This is a genomic window from Streptomyces lonarensis, assembly GCF_012033735.1.
GTDB lineage: Bacteria > Actinomycetota > Actinomycetes > Streptomycetales > Streptomycetaceae > Streptomyces > Streptomyces lonarensis.
The window spans coordinates 1-18,205 of sequence record NZ_JAAVJD010000104.1; the positions used below are offsets into that span (position 1 = coordinate 1).

General features: G+C 74.5%; 16 protein-coding genes. 13 read left to right on the forward strand and 3 right to left on the reverse strand.

What is annotated here, in order from left to right:
* Nucleotides 1-49: 49 nt before the first annotated feature.
* From lon to HCN56_RS14330, 3 genes are all read right to left on the reverse strand, one after another.
* Nucleotides 50-2,509, reverse strand: a complete 2,460-nt coding sequence (gene lon, locus HCN56_RS14320) for an endopeptidase La (protein WP_167971109.1) — start codon at nt 2,507-2,509, stop codon at nt 50-52.
* A 219-nt stretch (nt 2,510-2,728) separates the two neighbouring features.
* On the reverse strand, nt 2,729-3,826 hold the full coding sequence (rsgA, locus tag HCN56_RS14325) for a ribosome small subunit-dependent GTPase A (protein ID WP_167971135.1): 1,098 nt from the start codon (nt 3,824-3,826) through the stop codon (nt 2,729-2,731).
* A gap of 521 nt (nt 3,827-4,347) precedes the next feature.
* Nucleotides 4,348-5,721, reverse strand: coding sequence for a YihY/virulence factor BrkB family protein (locus HCN56_RS14330; RefSeq protein WP_376770878.1), 1,374 nt, complete (start codon nt 5,719-5,721; stop codon nt 4,348-4,350).
* A 17-nt stretch (nt 5,722-5,738) separates the two neighbouring features.
* Between HCN56_RS14330 and HCN56_RS14335 the strand changes: the two genes are divergently transcribed.
* The 13 genes from HCN56_RS14335 to HCN56_RS14395 form a co-directional block, all read left to right on the forward strand.
* The gene (locus HCN56_RS14335) at nt 5,739-7,394 is read left to right on the forward strand and encodes an acyl-CoA dehydrogenase family protein (protein WP_167971111.1); all 1,656 of its coding nucleotides are present in this window, start codon (nt 5,739-5,741) and stop codon (nt 7,392-7,394) included.
* Between the two features lie 31 nt (nt 7,395-7,425).
* A complete protein-coding gene (locus HCN56_RS14340; RefSeq protein WP_167971113.1) occupies nt 7,426-8,058 on the forward strand; it encodes a GNAT family N-acetyltransferase in 633 nt (210 codons plus the stop codon).
* A gap of 401 nt (nt 8,059-8,459) precedes the next feature.
* Nucleotides 8,460-10,154, forward strand: coding sequence for a nitrite/sulfite reductase (locus HCN56_RS14345; protein ID WP_167971115.1), 1,695 nt, complete (start codon nt 8,460-8,462; stop codon nt 10,152-10,154).
* On the forward strand, nt 10,151-10,357 hold the full coding sequence (locus HCN56_RS27250) for a hypothetical protein (protein WP_167971117.1): 207 nt from the start codon (nt 10,151-10,153) through the stop codon (nt 10,355-10,357). The genes HCN56_RS14345 and HCN56_RS27250 overlap by 4 nt, the downstream gene beginning before the upstream one ends.
* Before the next feature lie 2 nt (nt 10,358-10,359).
* A complete protein-coding gene (locus HCN56_RS14355; RefSeq protein WP_312871230.1) occupies nt 10,360-11,049 on the forward strand; it encodes a phosphoadenylyl-sulfate reductase in 690 nt (229 codons plus the stop codon).
* Between the two features lie 252 nt (nt 11,050-11,301).
* Nucleotides 11,302-11,868, forward strand: a complete 567-nt coding sequence (cysC, locus tag HCN56_RS14360; protein ID WP_167971121.1) for an adenylyl-sulfate kinase — start codon at nt 11,302-11,304, stop codon at nt 11,866-11,868.
* Nucleotides 11,869-11,882: 14 nt separating this feature from the next.
* Nucleotides 11,883-12,836, forward strand: coding sequence for a sulfate adenylyltransferase subunit CysD (gene cysD, locus HCN56_RS14365; RefSeq protein ID WP_167971138.1), 954 nt, complete (start codon nt 11,883-11,885; stop codon nt 12,834-12,836).
* Nucleotides 12,836-14,212: a sulfate adenylyltransferase subunit 1 gene (locus HCN56_RS14370; protein WP_167971123.1), complete on the forward strand. Its 1,377-nt coding sequence runs from the start codon at nt 12,836-12,838 to the stop codon at nt 14,210-14,212. Before cysD ends, HCN56_RS14370 begins: the two co-directional genes overlap by 1 nt.
* 2 nt (nt 14,213-14,214) lie before the next feature.
* Entirely contained in the window at nt 14,215-14,361 is a 147-nt protein-coding gene (locus tag HCN56_RS14375; RefSeq protein WP_167971125.1) for a hypothetical protein, read from the forward strand.
* 103 nt (nt 14,362-14,464) lie between these two features.
* The gene (locus tag HCN56_RS14380) at nt 14,465-15,607 is read left to right on the forward strand and encodes an ABC transporter substrate-binding protein (protein ID WP_312871231.1); all 1,143 of its coding nucleotides are present in this window, start codon (nt 14,465-14,467) and stop codon (nt 15,605-15,607) included.
* Nucleotides 15,608-15,633: 26 nt separating this feature from the next.
* The gene (locus HCN56_RS14385; protein WP_167971129.1) at nt 15,634-16,434 is read left to right on the forward strand and encodes an ABC transporter ATP-binding protein; all 801 of its coding nucleotides are present in this window, start codon (nt 15,634-15,636) and stop codon (nt 16,432-16,434) included.
* The gene (locus HCN56_RS14390) at nt 16,421-17,368 is read left to right on the forward strand and encodes an ABC transporter permease (protein WP_167971131.1); all 948 of its coding nucleotides are present in this window, start codon (nt 16,421-16,423) and stop codon (nt 17,366-17,368) included. Before HCN56_RS14385 ends, HCN56_RS14390 begins: the two co-directional genes overlap by 14 nt.
* A 3-nt stretch (nt 17,369-17,371) precedes the next feature.
* Nucleotides 17,372-18,205, forward strand: an 834-nt coding sequence (locus HCN56_RS14395) for a sirohydrochlorin chelatase (RefSeq protein WP_167971133.1), incomplete at its 3' end; no start/stop codon positions are given.

Below are 18,205 nucleotides of genomic sequence, written 5' to 3' on the forward strand. Positions count from 1 at the left end.
CGGGCCGGGGAGCATGCCCCTGCCCGGGCGCCGCGCGCCGTCTCGCCGGTCAGGCCGCGACCTCGACCGGCCGGCGGCCCGGGGTGAGGGCGACCTCCAGGACGGTGCGCACGTCGGAGACCGGTCGGACGTCGAGCCGCGCCAGCACCTCGGCGGGCACGTCGTCCAGGTCCGGCTCGTTCCGGGCCGGGATGATCACCGTGGTGACCCCGGCGCGGTCGGCGGCGAGCAGCTTCTGCTTGACGCCGCCGATCGGCAGCACCCGCCCGGTGAGGGAGACCTCGCCGGTCATCGCCACGTCGGGCCGGACCTGGCGGCCGCTGAGCAGCGAGGCCAGTGCGGTGATCATCGTGACGCCCGCGCTGGGGCCGTCCTTCGGCACGGCCCCGGCAGGGACGTGCAGGTGGACGCCGCGCTCCTTGAGGTCGCCGACAGGAAGCTCCAGTTCGGCGCCGCGCGACCGCAGGTAGGAGAGGGCGATCTGCCCGGACTCCTTCATCACGTCGCCCAGCTGGCCGGTGAGGGTGAGTCCCGCGCCGCCCGTCTCGGGGTCGGCGAGCGACGCCTCGACGTAGAGCACGTCGCCACCGGCGCCGGTGACCGCGAGTCCGGTGGCCACGCCGGGCACCGCGGTGCGGCGCTCGGCGGGGTCGTGGGCGGCTTCCGGGGTGTGGCGCGGCCTGCCGATCAGCCCTCGCAGGTCGTCGGGGCCGATCGTCACCGGCAGGCTGCTCTCGCCCGACTCGCCGCTCGCGGCGATCTTCCGCAGGACCCGGGCGACGGCGCGTTCCAACCCGCGCACGCCCGCCTCGCGGGTGTACTCGCCGGCCAGGCGCCGCAGGGCGTCGTCGGTGACGGCCGCCTCGGCGGGGTCGAGACCGGCCCGTTCCAGCTGTCGCGGCAGCAGGTGGTCCCGGGCGATGGTGACCTTCTCGTCCTCGGTGTAGCCGTCGAGCTGCACCAGTTCCATCCGGTCCAGCAGCGGCTGCGGGATGGTCTCCAGCGCGTTGGCCGTGGCCAGGAAGACCACGTCGCTGAGGTCGAGTTCGACCTCCAGGTAGTGGTCGCGGAAGGTGTGGTTCTGCGCCGGGTCCAGGACCTCCAGCAGGGCCGCCGCGGGGTCGCCGCGGAAGTCGCTGCCGATCTTGTCGACCTCGTCCAGCAGCACCACCGGGTTCATCGAGCCGGCGTCCTTGACGGCGCGCACGATCCGGCCGGGGAGCGCCCCGACGTAGGTACGCCGGTGGCCGCGGATCTCGGCCTCGTCCCGGACACCGCCGAGGGCGACGCGGACGAAGTCGCGGCCCATGGCGCGGGCGACCGACTCCCCCAGGGAGGTCTTGCCGACGCCGGGCGGGCCGACGAGCGCGAGAACGGCGCCGCCGGGGCGGCGGTCGCGGGGCGCCGCGGGGGCTGGCCCCTCGGGCAGCTGCGCGGCACCGTCCGCGGCCTCGGCGGCCGTACGGTCGCGGGCCGCCCGCCGCTTGCGCACCGCCAGGTACTCGACGATGCGGTCCTTCACGTCCTGCAGGCCGGTGTGGTCGGCGTCCAGGACGGCCCGGGCCTCGGCGATGTCGTAGGTGTCCTCACTGGTGATGTTCCACGGCATCTCCAGCACCGTGTCCAGCCAGGTGCGGATCCAGCCGGACTCCGGCCCCTGGTCGCCCGCGCGCTCCAGCTTGTCGGCCTCGGCGAGTGCGGCCTTGTGGACCTCGGGCGGCAGCGCCGCCGCCTCGATCCGGGCGCGGTAGTCGTCCTCGGCCTCCCCTGCCCCGCCGTCCCCGGTCAGTTCGGACAGCTCGCGCCGGACGGCCTGCAGCTGGCGTCGGAGGAGGAACTCGCGCTGCTGCTTCTCGACGCCGTCCTGGACGTCCTTGGCGATGGAGTCGGCGACCTCGCGCTCGGCGAGGTGGTCCTTGAGCAGGGTGGTGGCGAGCCGCAGCCGGTCCACCGGGTCGGTCGCCTCCAGCAGCCGCACCCGCTGCTCGGTGGTGAGGAACGGCGAGTAACCCGCGTTGTCGGCAAGGGCGCCCGGGGACTCGATCTGCTGCACCCGGTCCACGACCTGCCAGGCGCCGCGCTCCCGCAGCCAGGCGGTGATCAGCGCCCGGTACTCGGTGACGAGCTCGGTGACGGCGCCGGGCAGCGGGTCGGGGAGTTCCTCGGCGACCTCGGTGCCCTCGACCCAGAGCGCGGCGCCCGGTCCGGTGGTGCCGGCGCCGACGCGGACCCGGGTGAGCCCGCGGATCAGGGCGCCGGGGTCGCCGTCGGCGAGCCGGCCGGTCTGCTCGACGCGGCCGCGCACCCCGATCGCCGCGTAGCGCCCCTCCGTACGCGGGACCAGCAGCACCTCGGGCTTGCCGGCCGCCGGCGCCGCCGCACGGGCCGCCTCGACGGCTGCCCGCACCTCGGCGTCGCTCAGGTCCAGCGGCACCACCATGCCCGGCAGCACCACGGCGTCGTCCAGCGGCAGCACGGGCAGGGTGAGCGTTGTGCGCGTCGTTTCCATGACCACTCCATCCGCAGAAAAGTTGAGCTATGAGCACTCAATGCGGGGAGCCGTCGGATTGTTCCCGGCGGGTGCGCCGTGTTCGCCGAGAGCGATCAGCCGACGCCCTCCCGAGCGGCCGGTCGTCGGGTTCAACGCGCCCGCCCGACCGCCGATTCCCCGCGGCCGGGCGGCCGGGGCGGGCGGGCCGGTGGCTTCTCCGGCCGCCCGCCCCGCCCCTCAGCGGCGACGGCTGCCGCGGCCGCCACTACCTGGTGCCCTCCCCCGCTTCACGTCGCTCTCCCAGCGGCCCTGGGCCGCGCGCCGCTTCCACTCCTTGAGCTGTTCCGCCCGGAGCAGTACGTCGGCCCGGGCCGCGAGCCGCTCGTTCTCGCGGAGCAGCTTCCGGTAGCTGTCCAACCGGCGCTGTGGCACCGAGCCGTCCTCGATGGCCGCGAGCACGGCGCAGCCCGGTTCGGCGCGGTGACCGCAGTCGCCGAAGCGGCACCCCTGGGCCAGCTGCTCGATCTCGCCGAACGTGGCACCGACCCCCTCGGCGGCCTGCCACAACCCGACGCCACGGAGCCCCGGGGTGTCCAGAAGGACCCCGCCCTCCGGCAGGGGCAGGAGGTCACGCGTGGTGGTGGTGTGCCGGCCGCGGCCGTCACGGCCGCGGGTCGACTGCACCCGCTGGCTCTCACGCCCCGTGAGGGCGTTGGCGAGCGTGGACTTGCCGGCCCCCGAGAGCCCCAGCAGGACGGTGCTCGCGCCGCGCAGTTGCGCGGCGAGCCGGTCGACACCGTCACCGGTGAGCGCACTGACTGCGTGCACCCCGGCTCCGGGCGCGGCGGCCTGCGCATCGGCCGCCAGGTGGGCGACGTCGGACGCGAGGTCGCCCTTGGTGAGGACCACCACCGGCCGGGTGCCGGCGGCCCACGCCAGGGCGACGAAGCGCTCCAGTCGGCTGACGACCAACTCGTCGGCGAGGGAGACCGCGATCAGGGAGATGTCGACGTTCGCGGCGAGGACATGGCCCCGCGCCGACTTGCTGGAGCCGGAGCGGAGGAACGCCGAGCGGCGGGGCAACAGCGCCCGGATCTCCCGGCCCCCGTCCGCGGTCGGGCCGACAACGGCCCAGTCACCCGTGCAGGCCCGCTCCGTGGGATCGGTCGCCGGGCGACCGGTGAAGCCGGCGCGCACGGGGCCGTCGGCGGTCAGGAGTTCGCACCCGCCCCGGTCGACCCGGGCGATGCGGCCGGGCACCACCCGCGGGTCGGTGGCGTGGTACGGGCGGAAGGCGCCGGCGAAGGCGTCGTCCCAGCCGATCCGCCGGAGCACCGCGGCCGGGTCGGACGTCGCGACCGGGTCGGACGCCGCCGCGGGGCTTCCCGCCCCGGTCGGCTGCGTCCCGGCGGCCGGGGCGCGGTCGCCGGACGCCGGGTGCGACAGCGAGGTGGAGTCAGAGGTGGAGGTGGTGCGGGTGGTGCTGCTCACGACAGGGTGACCCTTCCGGGAGGAGTGCCCCCGGGAGCGCGCGTGCGCGAAGGTCAGCCGGGGTGCACGGAGGTGGAACGAACCGAGGCGGCGGAAACGCCGGAGTGAACGCTGTGAAGGACAGCCATCGTTCGCACCTCCCCTCGCCGTCGCGGGCCCCTGCCCGGCTGCTGTGCGACCCGGACGGGCCGCGCGTCCCGCACGCTACCGGGCGGCAGTGAGCAGCGGCAACGGCTTTTCGCCGCGGCCGCGTGGGACGCGCCGCCGCGCCCGCCGCCGCACGGCCGACCGGGCCCGCCCCCGGCGCGCGGCACGCGTGCGACCTTCGCTCCGGGCGCGGCTCCCCGGCGCGCGGACCTCTCCGGTCAGCGGACCCGGCGCCCGGATTCCTTGCGGCGCCGCCGACGGGCCGCCTTCAGCTGCTGTCTGAGCTCGGAGGGCCGCAGCGTCCCGGCGAGCCGCATCGCCGTCGCGGTCATGTCGTAGGCCTGCACCCCGAGCTTCTCGGCACGGCTGCGCCGCTCCCGGACGGCCGCGAGCATCGCCTCGGCGGCCGCCTCGCGCGCCTCGTCGGTCTCGGCGCGCGCCGCGGCGGTCGCCGCCGTGGGCCAGACGCGGTCGACGGCGGCGTTCAGCGCCGCACCGACGAGCACCGCGAACGCGGAGACGCCGAGCCAGAGCAGGATCGCCACCGGGACCGCCAGCGAGCCGTACATCGACTGCCCCTCCACCGTGGTGCGCAGGTAGGTGCGGAGCGCGAACGCGCACACCGCCCAGATCGCCAGCGCCACCATGGCCCCGGGGATGTCCTCCCGCCACGGCGACCGCACCGGCACCGAGACGTGGTACAGCGTGGTCAGGAACCCGACGCAGAGCAGCAGCACCACCGGCCAGTACGCGATCCGCAGCTGCCCCTCCAGCCCCGGGAGCAGGCCGGTCGCCAGCTCCGGGCCGATGACCAGCGCGGGGACCACCACCGCGCCGACGGCCAGGCTGACCAGGTACATCAGGAAGGCGAGCAGCCGGGTGGCGGCCGGGTTGCGGTACCCCTCCATCCCGTACATGACGGTGATCGTGCCGACGAAGACGTTGACCGCCCGCGAACCCGACCACAGCGCCACGACGAAGCCTAGGGACATGACGTCGGGCCGGGGCCCCTGGGTGAGGTCGTCGATGAGCGGGCGCACCACGTCGTTGACGCCGCGTTCGGAGAGCATCGTGGTGGAGACGTCGAGAATGTGGCTGCGGGCCGTCTCCAGCATGTCCGTGCCGGCCAAGGCGTCGAGACTGCTGAGCAGGCCGATCAGTCCGAGCAGCAGCGGCGGCAGCGACAGCAGCGTGAAGAAGGCGGCCTCCGCCGCCATGCCCACGATGCGGTGCTCGGTACAGGACTGCACGGTGTCCCGCAGCAGCAGCCAGATCAGCTTGGCCTTGGGGATGCGGTGGTAGAGCGCGACGCGCTCCCCCTCGTCCTCGCTCCTCCCGGGCCCGGGCCGCTCGTGGTCGGTGGCGGCGTCACCGACCGGGGCGGGCGGCTCGCCGGCGGCGGGCGGGGCGGGGTGGTCACCGGCCCCGAGGCTGCCGGCGGCGGGCGCGGCTCCGGGGTCGGTGCCGTCCCCGGAACCGGGGCCGGCGCGGTCCCGGGAGTCGCCGGTGCCGGTGGCGCCCCCGTCGCCGGGCGCGGGCGGTCCGGGTCGCGGGTCCTGCCCGTTCCGGTGGGATGCGTCGTCGGCGGTCACGCCCATAACGTATCCGCATGACCCCGCGCACCCACACGGTAGCCAACCAGTCCCCGCCCCTCGCCGACCACGACGTCTTCGTCACCGACGCCGCGCTGCGGGAGGGGGTCGCGCGGTACGCCTCCGAGGGAGGAGCCACCCGACTGGCCGCCGAGCTGTCCGAGTTGGGGCGCGAGGCCGGTTCCGCGGCGACGCAGGAGCTGGCGCGGCAGGCGAACGACTCACCCCCCGTGCTGCGCACCCACGACCGCTACGGCAACCGGATCGACGAGGTCGGTTTCCACCCGGCGTGGCACGGTCTGCTGGGGCGTGCGGTGGAGTGGGGGCTGACGGGCGGCCGCGGGGAGCAGGACGGATTGCTGCGTCGTGCCGCCGGGTTCCACCTCTGGTACCAGGTCGACGCGGGGCCCGGCTGTCCGGTGTCGATGACGCACGCCGCCGTTCCGCTGCTGCGGGCCGAACCGTCGCTGGCCGAGGTGTGGCAGCCGCTGCTCACCTCGCGGAGCTACGACCCGCGGCCGGCGGCGGCCCCGGAGAAGTCCGGCGCGCTGGCGGGGATGGCGATGACGGAGAAGCAGGGCGGCTCCGACCTGGCCGCCGGCACCACGCGGGCCCGGCCCGCCGACGGGGCGGCGGCGGGGATGTACGCGCTGACCGGTCACAAGTGGTTCTGCTCCGCGCCCATGTCCGACGTCTTCCTGGTGCTGGCGCGGGCCGCCGAGGGGCCCACCTGCTTCCTGCTGCCGCGGACCCTGCCCGACGGCAGCCGCAACGTCTTCCGGCTGCAGCGCCTGAAGGACAAGCTCGGCAACCGGGCCAACGCCTCCGCCGAGGTCGAGTTCGAGGAGACGCTGGCCTGGCGGGTGGGCGAGGAGGGGCGCGGCATCGCAACCATCCTGGAGATGGTCGCCGCGACCCGGGTGGACTGCGTGACCGGTTCGGCCGCGCTGATGCGCCGGGCGGTGGCGCTGGCCGTGCACCACACGACGCATCGCGCGGCGTTCGGTGGGCTGCTGGTGGACAAGCCGCTGATGCGGGCGGTCCTCGCGGATCTGGCGGTGGAGTCCGAGGCGGCGACCGCGCTGGCGCTGCGGCTGGCCGCTGCCTGCGACGGGGCGGAGGCCGGGCGGTCGCACGACCGGTACCTGCTGCGGCTGGCGGTGCCCGCGGCCAAGTTCTGGGTGTCCGGACGGTGCACGGCGCTGGTCGCGGAGGCGATGGAGTGCCTGGGAGGCAACGGTTACGTGGAGGAGTCCGGCATGCCGCGGCTGCTGCGGGAGGCGCCGTTGAACTCGCTGTGGGAGGGGCCGGGCAACCTGCAGGCGCTGGACGTCCTGCGGGCGCTGCGGACCGAGCCGAACGTGCTGCACGCCTTCCTGACCGAGGTGGGGCAGGCGGCCGGGGCGGACCACCGGCTCGATGCCGCGATCACGGCCGTCCTGACCGAGCTCTCCGACCTGGAGAACATGGAGGCGCGCGCCCGGCGGTTGGCGGAGCGGATCGCGCTGGTCCTCCAGGGCGCGCTGCTGGTGCAGCACGCGCCGCCGGCCGTGGCCGACGCCTTCTGTGCGACGCGGCTCGGCCGGGACGGCGGAACGGCGTTCGGCACCCTTCCGGCGGGGCTGGACCCGGCGGCGATCGTCGACCGGGCAGCGCCGGTGCCCGCCGGCTGACCGCCGCGGGGTGGTCTGGTTGGCTGAGGCCATGAACGGAGACACCGGGGCCGGAGAGGCCACCGAGGCGACCGAGGTCACGACCTGGTCGCTGGAGCAGACCACGCCGCAGGCGCTGCGCCCCTCGGACGGGCGGGTGCCGGACGGGCTGCGGGTGGCGCGGGCGGCGGTACCGTCGCCCGAGTTCAGCCGCTTCCTCTACACGGCGGTGGGCGGTGATGTCCGATGGGTGGACAGGCTGGGCTGGGACCACGCGCGCTGGCGCGCGTACCTGGGGCGGCCGGCGGTCGAGACCTGGGTGGCCTACCTCCGCGACACCCCCGCGGGGTTCATCGAGCTCGACGGGCAGCCGGACGGCGTGGTGGAGATCGCCTACTTCGGGCTGCTCCCGGCGTTCCGCGGCAAGGGGGTGGGCGGTCGGCTGCTGACAGTGGGCACCGCCCGGGCGTGGGACCTCTCCGCCCGCTGGCCGGGGCGGGAGGCGACACGGCGGGTCTGGCTCCACACCTGCACCAAGGACGGCCCGCACGCCCTGGAGAACTACCGCCGCCGCGGGTTCGGCGTCTTCCGGACGGACACCGCGACGGAGGACGTCGTGGTCCGCGCGCCCGGCCCCTGGCCGGGCGCGCACCCGGCGGAGCGGGACGCGGCGGACGGCCGGTGAGCCGTCCGGTCCGCGACCCGCGGGCGACGAGCGACACACCGTCCGACCAGCAGCGTCCCATCATGCGGGACAGATTGGTCCGCATACCGGAAGACTGTGGACTGGGGTGCGGCGCGCGTGCCAATCTTTCCGTCATGTCCCGCGCAGGAGTTGCCCTGGTGAGTCGACGCCACGTCGATCTCGGCCGCATGTCCAGCGCCAGCTGTCGCGTCCGCCGGTAGGCGCGGACCGCACGGAGCCCCTGACTCCCGTCCACCGCAACGCCCGCCCCCGCGGCGCGTTCCGCCACGCCGCCCAGCCGTCTCGCGCGACACCGCGCGTACCGCCCGCACCGATCCGCCGCCGGTCACCCCCTTCCGGCACCGGATCGGGGCCCGCCGCTGTCGAAGGACCCGTCACCCATGGCCGACACGCCCCCGAAGAAGGTCGCCCAGAGCCGTCGCAGGACCGGCCGCCACCGCGGTGAGGGCCAGTGGGCCTCCGGACACTTCACCCCCCTCAACGCCAACGAGCAGACCAAGAAGGACGACGACGGTCTCAATGTGCGGACACGCATTGAGACGATCTACGCCCAGCGCGGTTTCGACTCCATCGACGGCGCCGACCTGCGGGGGCGCATGCGCTGGTGGGGCCTGTACACCCAGCGGCGGCCCGGCATCGACGGCGGCCGGACCGCCGTGCTCGAACCGGAGGAGCTGGACGACGAGTTCTTCATGCTCCGGGTCCGGATCGACGGCGGGCGCCTCACCACCGCCCAGCTGCGCGTGATCGGTGAGGTATCCGAGGAGTTCGGACGCGGGACGGCCGACATCACCGACCGGCAGAACGTCCAGTACCACTGGATCCGCATCGAGGACATGCCGGAGATCTGGCGCAGGCTGGAGGGGGTCGGGCTCTCCACCACCGAGGCGTGCGGCGACACCCCCCGCGTGATCCTCGGCTCCCCCGTCGCCGGGATCGCCGAGGACGAGATCATCGACGGCACGCCGGCGATCGACGAGATCCAGCGGCGCGTCGTCGGCAACCCCGACTTCTCCAACCTGCCACGGAAGTTCAAGTCGGCGATCTCGGGCTCGCCGCAGCTGGACGTCGCCCACGAGATCAACGACGTCGCGTTCGTCGGGGTCGACCACCCCGAGCACGGCCCGGGGTTCGACCTGTGGGTCGGCGGCGGGCTGTCCACCAACCCCAAGATCGGCGTCCGGCTCGGCGCCTGGGTCCCGCTCGACGAAGTGCCCGACGTCTACGAGGGCGTCATCGGCATCTTCCGCGACTACGGCTACCGCCGGCTGCGGACCCGCGCCCGGTTGAAGTTCCTCGTCGCGGACTGGGGCGCCGCCCGGTTCCGCGAGGTACTGGAGACGGAGTACCTCCACCGGGCGCTCGTGGACGGCCCGGCGCCGGACGCGCCCGTGGAGCGCTGGCGCGACCACATCGGCGTGCACCGGCAGCGGGACGGCCGCCACTACGTGGGATTCGCGCCCCGGGTGGGCCGCGTCGACGGCGCCACCCTGATCCGGATCGCCGATCTCGCCGAGGCCCACGGCTCGCAGCGGGTCCGCACCACCGCCGAGCAGAAGATGATCGTCCTCGACGTCGAGGAGGACCGCGTCCCCTCCCTGGTCGAGGGGCTGGCCGCCCTCGACCTCACGACCGCGCCCTCGCCCTTCCGGCGCGGCACCATGGCCTGCACCGGCATCGAGTTCTGCAAGCTCGCCATCGTCGAGACAAAGGGGCGCGCCGCCTCCCTCATCGACGAGCTGGAGAAGCGGCTGCCGGACTTCGGGGAGCCGGTCACCATCAACGTCAACGGCTGCCCCAACTCCTGCGCCCGTATCCAGATCGCGGACATCGGTCTCAAGGGGCAGCTGGTCACCGACGCCGACGGCCGGCAGGTGGAGGGGTTCCAGGTCCACCTCGGCGGCTCGCTCGGGCTGGAGCCCGGCTTCGGACGCAAGGTGCGCGGGCTCAAGGTGACCTCCGACGAACTCCCCGACTACGTCGAGCGGGTGCTGCGGAACTTCAGCGACCAGCGTGCCGAGGGCGAGCGGTTCGCCACCTGGGCCGCCCGCGCCGACGAGGAGGCGCTGTCATGAGCGAACGCGCCGCCCCGTACTACTGCCCGTACTGCGGCGAGGAAGACCTGCGCCCCTCGGAGGAGGGGCACGGTGCCTGGGAGTGCCCCGACTGCAACCGCGCCTTCCGGCTGAAGTTCCTCGGACTGCTCGCCGCCGGCTTCCGGCGCGGCGCGGCCGGGGAGGCGGCCGACGAGACCGGCACCGGGGACGAGGAGCGGTGACCGTGACCGACCCCGGCGCGCGGGCGGCGGCCGAGCGCGCCGGCCGCGAGCTGGAGGACGCCTCCGCCCTGGAGATCCTCGGGTGGGCCGCGGAGACCTTCCAGGAGCAGTTCTGCGTCACCTCCTCGATGGAGGACGCGGTCGTCGCCCACCTCGCGGCGCGGGTGCGACCCGGCGTGGACGTGGTCTTCCTCGACACCGGCTACCACTTCCCGGAGACCCTCGGCACCCGTGACGCGGTCGCCGCGGTGATGGACGTCAACGTCATCACCCTGGCGCCGCCGCGGACCGTCGCGGAGCAGGACGCCGAGCTCGGACCGGCGCTCCACGACCGCGACCCGGACCGCTGCTGCGCGCTGCGGAAGGTCGAGCCGCTGCGCCGCGGCCTGGCCGGCTACCGCGCCTGGGCGACGGGGCTCCGCCGGGACGAGTCGCCCACCCGGGCGGGAACGCCGGTGGTGGGGTGGGACGAGCGGCGCGGCAAGGTCAAGATCGCGCCCATCGCCCGGTGGACGCAGCGCGACGTGGACGCCTACGTGGCCGAACACGGCGTGCTCACCAACCCGTTGCTCGACGACGGGTACGCCTCCGTCGGCTGCGCCCCGTGTACGCGGCGGGTCGCGGCGGGCGAGGACGCCCGCGCCGGCCGCTGGGCCGGCCGGGGCAAGACCGAGTGCGGGCTGCACGGCTGACGGCCCCGGGACACGCACCGTCCGGGCACCACGCACCACGCACCACGCACCACGGCACGACGCAGCGCTGTTCGGCTCGCACCGCACCACCCACCACGCACCCCGCACCCGGCCCCGGACGACTCCGGCGCGGGGCGGACCGAGCCGGACCCGACCGGCACCGACGGCGACACCCGGAGCGGCGCAGGCGCCGGACCGGCAGCGACACCCAGACCGACACGACGGACGCGACACAACGGACGGGACGAGCAGATGACCCTGGGGCGGACCACGACGACGGCCGTGGGCACCGGCGCCACCGTGTGGCTGACCGGACTGCCGAGCGCGGGCAAGACCACGATCGCCGAGGGCCTCGCCGCCCGACTCCGCGCCGCCGGCGGCAGGGTCGAGCTCCTCGACGGGGACGAGGTCCGCACCTTCCTCTCGGCGGGGCTGGGCTTCACCCGGGCCGACCGCGACGTCAACGTGCGGCGGATCGGCTGGGTGGCACGGCTGCTGGCCTCCCACGGCGTCACCGTCCTGGTGCCGGTCATCGCCCCCTACGCCGACAGCCGCGCCGCGGTCCGGGCCCACCACGAGGCCGCGGGCACCGCCTACCTGGAGGTGCACGTCGCCACCCCGGTGGAGGTCTGCTCGGAGCGGGACGTCAAGGGCCTGTACGCGCGGCAGGCCGCCGGGGAGCTGACCGGGCTGACCGGCGTGGACGACCCCTACGAACCGCCGTCCCGCCCCGATCTGCGGATAGCGGCGCACGAGACGACCGTGGAGCAGTCCGTGACGGCGCTCCACGCCCTGCTGAGCGAAAGGGGACTGCTGTGAGCACCGCGGCCAAGATCACCCCCCGGGGAGGGGGCCCGGGAGGGACGGGGGACGGCGACGGCGCCGGCAGCCCCTTCGCCCTCTCCCACCTCGACGCCCTGGAGTCGGAGGCGGTCCACATCTTCCGGGAGGTGGCGGGCGAGTTCGAACGGCCGGTGATCCTCTTCTCCGGCGGCAAGGACTCCATCGTCATGCTCCACCTGGCGCTCAAGGCGTTCCGCCCCGCGCCCCCGCCCTTCGCCCTGCTGCACGTGGACACCGGGCACAACTTCCCCGAGGTGCTGGAGTACCGCGACCGCCGCGTCGCCGAGCACGGCCTGCGACTGCACGTCGCCTCCGTGCAGGAGTTCATCGACGACGGCCGGCTCCGGGAACGCCCCGACGGCACCCGCAACCCCCTGCAGACGGTGCCGTTGCTGGACGCGATCGACCGCAACCGGTTCGACGCGGTCTTCGGCGGCGGTCGGCGCGACGAGGAGAAGGCCCGCGCCAAGGAGCGGGTCTTCTCGCTCCGCGACGAGTTCGGCGGCTGGGACCCCCGCCGGCAGCGGCCCGAGCTCTGGCAGCTGTACAACGGCCGCCACGCGCCCGGCGAGCACGTGAGGGTGTTCCCGCTCTCCAACTGGACCGAACTGGACGTCTGGCAGTACATCGCCCGCGAGGAGGTCGAACTCCCCGCCATCTACTACGCACACGAGCGGGAGGTGTTCCGCCGCGACGGGATGTGGCTGGCCCCCGGCGAGTGGGGCGGCCCCCGCGAGGGAGAGGAGACCGGAACCCGGCGGGTGCGCTACCGCACCGTCGGCGACATGTCCTGCACCGGAGCGGTGGAGTCGGACGCGGACAGCGTCGAGAAGGTGATCCTGGAGATCGCCGCCTCCCGCCTGACCGAGCGCGGCGCGACCCGCGCCGACGACAAGCTCTCCGAAGCCGCGATGGAAGACCGCAAGCGCGAAGGGTACTTCTGATGACCGCCCCGACGCACGGCCCCACGCACGGCCGGACCCGGCCCTCGCTGACCGAGCAGACCTCCGCGACCTCGCTGCTGCGGTTCGCCACCGCCGGCTCGGTCGACGACGGCAAGTCCACCCTGGTGGGAAGGCTGCTCCACGATTCCAAGTCGGTGCTGACCGACCAGCTGGAGGCCGTCGAGCACGCCAGCCGGAGCCGGGGCCGCGGTGAGCCCGACCTCGCGCTGCTCACCGACGGCCTGCGCGCCGAACGCGAGCAGGGCATCACCATCGACGTGGCCTACCGCTACTTCGCCACCGCCCGGCGCCGTTTCATCCTCGCCGACACCCCCGGCCACGTGCAGTACACCCGCAACATGGTGACCGGTGCGTCCACCGCCCAGCTCGCCGTGGTCCTGGTCGACGCCCGCAACGGCGTGGTGGAGCAGACGCGGCGCCACGCGGCGGTGGCGGCGCTGCTGCGCGTCCCGCATGTCGTGCTCGCGGTCAACAAGATGGACCTGGTGGAGTTCGCGGAGCCCGTCTTCGCCGCCATCGCCGCCGAGTTCACCGAGTACGCGGCGAGCCTGGGCGTCCCCGAGGTGACGGCGATCCCCATCTCGGCACTCACCGGGGACAACGTCGTCACCGCCTCCGCGGCGATGGACTGGTACGGCGGCCCGACGGTGCTGGAGCACCTGGAAGGGGTCCGGGTCACCGACGACCCCACGGAGGACCCGGCGAGGTTCCCGGTGCAGTACGTGATCCGGCCGCAGAGCGAGGACCTCCCCGACTACCGCGGCTACGCCGGGCAGCTCTCCTCCGGCGTGCTGCGCGTCGGTGAACGGGTGGCGGTCCTGCCGTCGGGCCGGTTCACCACCGTCACCGGGATCGACCTGCTGGGAGAACCGGTGGACGTCGCCTGGGCCCCGCAGTCGGTGACCCTCCGGCTCGCCGACGACCTCGACGTCTCCCGCGGCGACCTCATCGCGCCGGCGGCGACGGCGGCGTCACCCACCCAGGACCTCACGGCGACCGTGTGCCACCTGCACGACCGGCCGCTGCGCCCCGGGGCCCGCGTGCTGCTCAAGCACACCACGCGGACGGTGAAGGCCATCGTCAAGGAGATCCCCTCGCGGCTCTCCCTCGCCGACCTGAGCCAGGAGCCCGCCCCCGCCGAACTGGTCGCCAACGACATCGGCCGGATCGTGGTCCGCGCCGCCGAGCCGCTGGCGATGGACGCCTACGCCGAGTCGCGGCGGACCGGATCGTTCCTGCTGATCGACCCGGCGGACGGCACCACACTGACCGCGGGCATGGCCGGCGAGGCGTTCGGCCGCGCGTCGGCTGCCGACCCGGCCGACCCGGCCGACGACGAGGGCTGGGACTTCTGACCATGGCATCCCTCCCCCACGTCGCCCGGCCCCGGCCCGAACGGCCAGCGGTCGGCGGCGCGTTCGCCACCTTCGACCAGGCGGGCGGACGGATCGGCAGCGGCCTGCGCGGCAGCGGGCAGGGCGGCATCGGGCGATGTGCGCCGTGACGCCCGCCACCGCGCGGCCGTCACGCCCCGTCCGTCACCCACCGCCCGTCTGAACCGGGCCGGAGCAGCCAGCAGCGGCGCCCGGCCCCGAAGGGAACCCTCCGTGCGCACGCTCCTCCCCCGCAGATCCGTCCGCCTCGCCGCCGGCGCCGCCGCCCTCCTGCTGGCCGTCTCCGCCTGCGGCTACGGCTCCGAGAGCTCCGGCTCCTCCGACTCCGGCAGCGGTTCCGGTTCGGGTGCCGGCTCCGACGCGGCCGGCTCCGCCGCCGCGAGCCTCTCCACCGACCAGGTGAACATCGGCTACTTCGCCAACATCACCCACGCCACCGCGCTGATCGGGCTGGACGACGACGGCGCCATCCGCCAGGAACTGGGCGGCACCGAGATCAACACGCAGGTCTTCAACGCCGGCCCGTCCGCCATCGAGGCGCTCAACGCCGGCGCCGTCGACCTGACCTTCATCGGCCCCAACCCCGCCGTCAACGGCTTCGCCCAGTCCGGCGGCCAGGCGTTGCGTGTCGTGGCCGGCGCGGCCTCCGGCGGCGCCTCGCTCGTGGTCAACCCCGACACCGTCGACGGCCTCGACGACCTGGCCGGGAAGTCGATCGCCACGCCGCAGCTCGGCAACACGCAGGACGTGGCGCTGCTGAACTACCTGGTGGGCGAGGGCTTCGAGGTCGACCCGGCGACCGGCCGGGGTGACGTCACCGTGCTGCGCATCCCCAACGCCGAGATCCCCAACGCCTACGAGTCCGGCGCGATCGACGGCGCCTGGGTGCCGGAGCCCTCCGCCGCCAACCTCGTCACCCGCGGCGCGGAGACCCTGCTCGACGAGGGCGAGCTGTGGGAGGACGGCCGGTACGTCGTCACCCACCTGATCGCCTCCCAGAGCTTCCTGGAGGAGCACCCCGACGTGGTGGAGGCGGTCATCCGCGGCCTGGTGACCACCACCGACTGGATCAACGACAACCCCGAGGACGCCAAGTCGGAGGCCAACGCCGCGCTGGAGGCGCTGAACGGCAGCCCGCTGCCCCAGGAGGTGCTCGACCCGGCCTTCGACAACGTCGAGTTCCTGTACGACCCGATCGCCACCAGCCTGCGCGACGGCGCCGACCACGCGGTCGCCGCCGGGCTCCTCGACGAGACCGACCTGACCGGCATCTACGACCTGGCGCTGCTCAACAAGGTCCTCGCCGATGTCGGGAAGCAGGAGATCACCGAAGACGGCGGTCTCGGCGTCCGCTGACCACCGAGACCAGCAGGAGGTATCCGATGGCCCTCACCGTCACCACGCCGGACTCCGACTCCGGCCGCGCCACCACCGCCCCGCACGCGGTGCGCTTCGACTCGGTCAGCAAGTCCTTCGGACGCGCCGCCGCCCGGCAGCGCGCCGTCGAGGAGGTCGACCTGACCGTCCGCCCCGGGGAGTTCGTCACCCTGATCGGCGCCTCGGGCTGCGGGAAGTCGACGCTGCTCAACCTCGTCGCCGGGCTCGACGAGCCGACCTCCGGGACGATCGACGTCCCCGGTGGCCGACCGGCCCTGATGTTCCAGGAGCACGCGCTGTTCCCGTGGCTCACCGCGGGACGCAACATCGAACTGGCCCTCAAACTGCGGGGTGTTCCCAAGAAGGAGCGCCGCCCGGAGGCGGAACGCCTGCTGGAGCTGGTCCGGTTGGGCGGCACCCACGGCAAGCGCGTCCACGAGCTATCCGGCGGCATGCGGCAACGCGTCGCCCTGGCGCGCGCGTTGGCGCAGGACAGCCAACTGCTGCTGATGGACGAGCCGTTCGCCGCGCTCGACGCCATCACCCGTGACGTCCTCCACGAGGAGCTGACGCGGGTGTGGCAGGAGACCGGGCTCTCCGTGCTGTTCGTGACGCACAACGTGCGCGAGGCGGTGCGGCTCGCACAGCGGGTCGTCCTGCTCTCCTCCCGGCCGGGCCGGGTGGTGCGGGAATGGGAGATCGACATCCCGCAGCCGCGCCGTATCGAGGACTCCGCGGTCTCCGCCCTCTCCGTCGAGATCACCGACCACCTGCGCCAGGAGATCCGCCGCCATGTCCAGCACTGACGCCGACACCGCACGCGGCACCGAGGGGCCGGGCCGCGGCTCCGGCCCCTCGGGCGGCGCCGACCGGGAGCGGAGCGACCTGGCCGACCTGGAGGCGGGGCTCGACGCCCTGGAGACGCGCCCCGCGCCCGACCGCCCGCCCGTCGGCCGCATCCTGCTGGACAAGGTGGTGCCGCCGCTGGCGGCGATCGTCCTGGTCCTCACCGTCTGGCAGATCGTCCACCTCTCCGGTGTCAAGCCCGACTACCTGCTGCCCGGCCCGCTGGACGTCTGGGGCGCCGTCGAGCAGATGTGGGTGCAGGGGACGCTGCTGGAGTACATCTGGACCAGCGTCTCCCGGGGGATCTCCGGCTTCGCCATCGCCATCGCGCTGGGCACCCCGCTGGGGCTGCTCATCGCCCGGGTGAAGGTGGTGCGGGCGGCCATCGGGCCCATCGTGACCGGGCTGCAGTCCCTGCCGTCCATCGCCTGGGTGCCGGCGGCGATCATCTGGTTCGGGCTCACCAACGGCACCATCTACGCGGTGATCCTGCTCGGTGCCGTCCCGTCGATCGCCAACGGCATCGTCGCCGGTGTGGACCAGATCCCGCCGATCCACCTGCGGGCCGGCCGGACCCTCGGGGCGACCGGGCTCACCGGGGTCCGCCACATCCTGCTGCCGGCCGCCCTCCCGGGCTACCTCGCCGGGCTCAAGCAGGGCTGGGCGTTCTCGTGGCGCTCGCTGATGGCCGCGGAGCTGATCGTCAACGCCCCCGCCCTGGGAACAGGTCTGGGACAGTTGATGGAGAACTACCGCACCATGCAGAACATGTCGGGCGTGCTCGCCGCGATCCTGCTGATCCTGCTGGTCGGCGTCGCCATCGACCTGCTGTTCTTCTCGCCGCTGGAGCGGCGGGTACTGCGCAGCAGGGGACTGCTGGGAAGGAGCGGCTGACCGATGACCACCTCCACCTCCCCGCGCCTCCTCACCCCGCCGGCGGCCCGCCGGCCCGCCCCGGCGCTGCTGGTCGTCGCCCACGGCAGCCGCGACCCGCGGCACGCCGCCACGGTGACGGCCCTGCTGGGGCGTATCCGCGCCGAACGGCCCGGGCAGCTCGTCCACGGGTGCTACCTGGACTTCACCCTGCCGAGCCCCGGCCAGGCGCTGGCGCGGCTGCGGGCGGCGGGCGTGCGGGAGGTGGTGGCCGTGCCGCTGCTGCTCACCGACGCCCACCACGCCAAGAAGGACATCCCCGAGGTGCTGGCCGCCCAGGCGGCCGTGCCGGGGGCGCCACTGGTGCGGCAGGCCCCGGTGCTCGGTCCCGACCGGCTGCTCGTCGACGCGTTGACGCGCCGGTTGGGCGAGGTCGGAATCGCCCCGGGCGACGCCGCCGGGATCGGCGTGGTGCTGGCCGCGGCGGGGTCCTCCGACCCGGAGGCGATCGCGACGGTCGCGGCAACCGCGCGGGAGTGGCGGCGCGCCGCGGGATGGCGCGCCGTGCGGCCCGCGTTCGCCTCCGCGTCGCCGCCCACCACGGCGGACGCCGTGCGCGCCCTGCGCGCGCAGGGCGTCCGCCGGGTGGCGGTGGCACCCTACGTCCTCGCCCCGGGGCGGCTGCCGGACCGCATCCTGCGGGGCGCGGCCGAGGCCGGTGCCGACGTCGTCGCGCCGGTCATCGGCGACTGCCCGGAGCTGGCCGCCCTGGTGCTGCGGCGCTGGGAGGCCGGGACGGAGGCGCCGCCGCTCCCGCTTCCCCCTCCGCGACCTCCCCCTGACCGGGTGGCACGGCCG